The organism is Endozoicomonas sp. ONNA1 (genome assembly GCF_024606325.1).
In the GTDB taxonomy this organism is placed as follows: Bacteria; Pseudomonadota; Gammaproteobacteria; order Pseudomonadales; family Endozoicomonadaceae; genus Endozoicomonas_A.
The window spans coordinates 1-1,240 of record NZ_JAHHPN010000698.1 but is presented as its reverse complement, the minus strand read 5'-3'; the positions used below and the strand labels follow the sequence as shown (position 1 = coordinate 1,240).

General features: G+C 45.2%; 1 protein-coding gene. It reads right to left on the bottom strand.

The window, feature by feature from the left end; all coding sequences use genetic code 11:
• Positions 1–388: 388 nt before the first annotated feature.
• Positions 389–1,240, bottom strand: an 852-nt coding sequence (locus KDK19_RS16455) for a glycosyltransferase family A protein (protein WP_257292385.1), incomplete at its 5' end; no start/stop codon positions are given.

Below are 1,240 nucleotides of genomic sequence, written 5' to 3'. Positions count from 1 at the left end.
GACCAATTTATTGCAACCGCAGTAGGACAGCCTTAAGTCCGACAGGCTGCTAGCTGGCTCTGGATAGCTTTTTTCTCAGTTTTCCCCGGCCGACCACCTTGCCAACACAGATATGCACCCGTTTGCCCCTTCCGGCTCCATTGTATTTTTGTCCCTGTCACTGGCGATGCAGTGAAACTGACCGCTGCATTCTCATACACCCCGAATGACTCAGAGCAAAAAAATAAAATAATGGCCATAGAGATGAACCATTATTTGTGAAGACCTGTCCGATTCAAAACGTGGCTAAGAAAGCGTCTGCAAAAAGCTCTGATCAAACGTGATCACCCAGATTTTTTTGAAGATGAGTTTTCCGAAAGGCGGTCAGATCCAATGAGTTATTTTTCTATTAACGCTTTGATGATCTTCTCCAGCTGAATAGCATTGCCCTCAATGCTTTTCTAGAATAGCTGGATTTAAAGAAAGTAGAAGGCGATTGCCTGACTGCCTGGCAATAGTACTCCAAGGCGTGTTGGTATTCACCGGCAACATACAGAGATCTGAAAATAGAGAGCAGTCGTCTGGTTTCATACTTTGACTTCAGTGACATAAACTTGCAAGGAAGTCTCGTCGGGCTGAAGACCTCATCGATGAGGTCCAAACCAACAGATAGATCAAGCTTCACGTTGTTTCTCATGCTGTCATCGTGTTTATGTATTTTGGCGACAGGCTTGTTGAGTGTGATGCATTGATAGTTAGCCAGCACATAAGCAAACATGGGGATGTCTTCAACGCATCTAAAGTGAACAGGATACTGATACCCGTCAAAGATCTCCCTGTGCATGGCCGTTGCACCGTTGGCAATAGGCAGTTCATCCTTCAAAAGATACATTTTGAATAGGGCTGTATTATCGTTGGGAACTTTCGGTCTGGGCCGGAAGCGTTCCCTGCCATCAGGTTCCACAGAAATATGAGCGCCAATCACCATACTTACCTCAGGGTATGAATGAATGGCTTGACTCAGACTCCCAAGAGAATGTTCGACCAACTCATCATCGGCATCAAGAAACATTAAATACTGACCAGAAGTCTCCAAAACGCCGCGGTTTCTGGTAGCAGCTAAACCTTTATTAGGTTGAGTAATGGCCCGAAAAGTGCCTGGGTATTGTGCTGTCAACTCGCTGATGACCACTTCCGTATCATCTTGTGAGCCATCATTAATAACCAGCAGCTCATAATCCTTGCATTTCTGTGCTAAGAC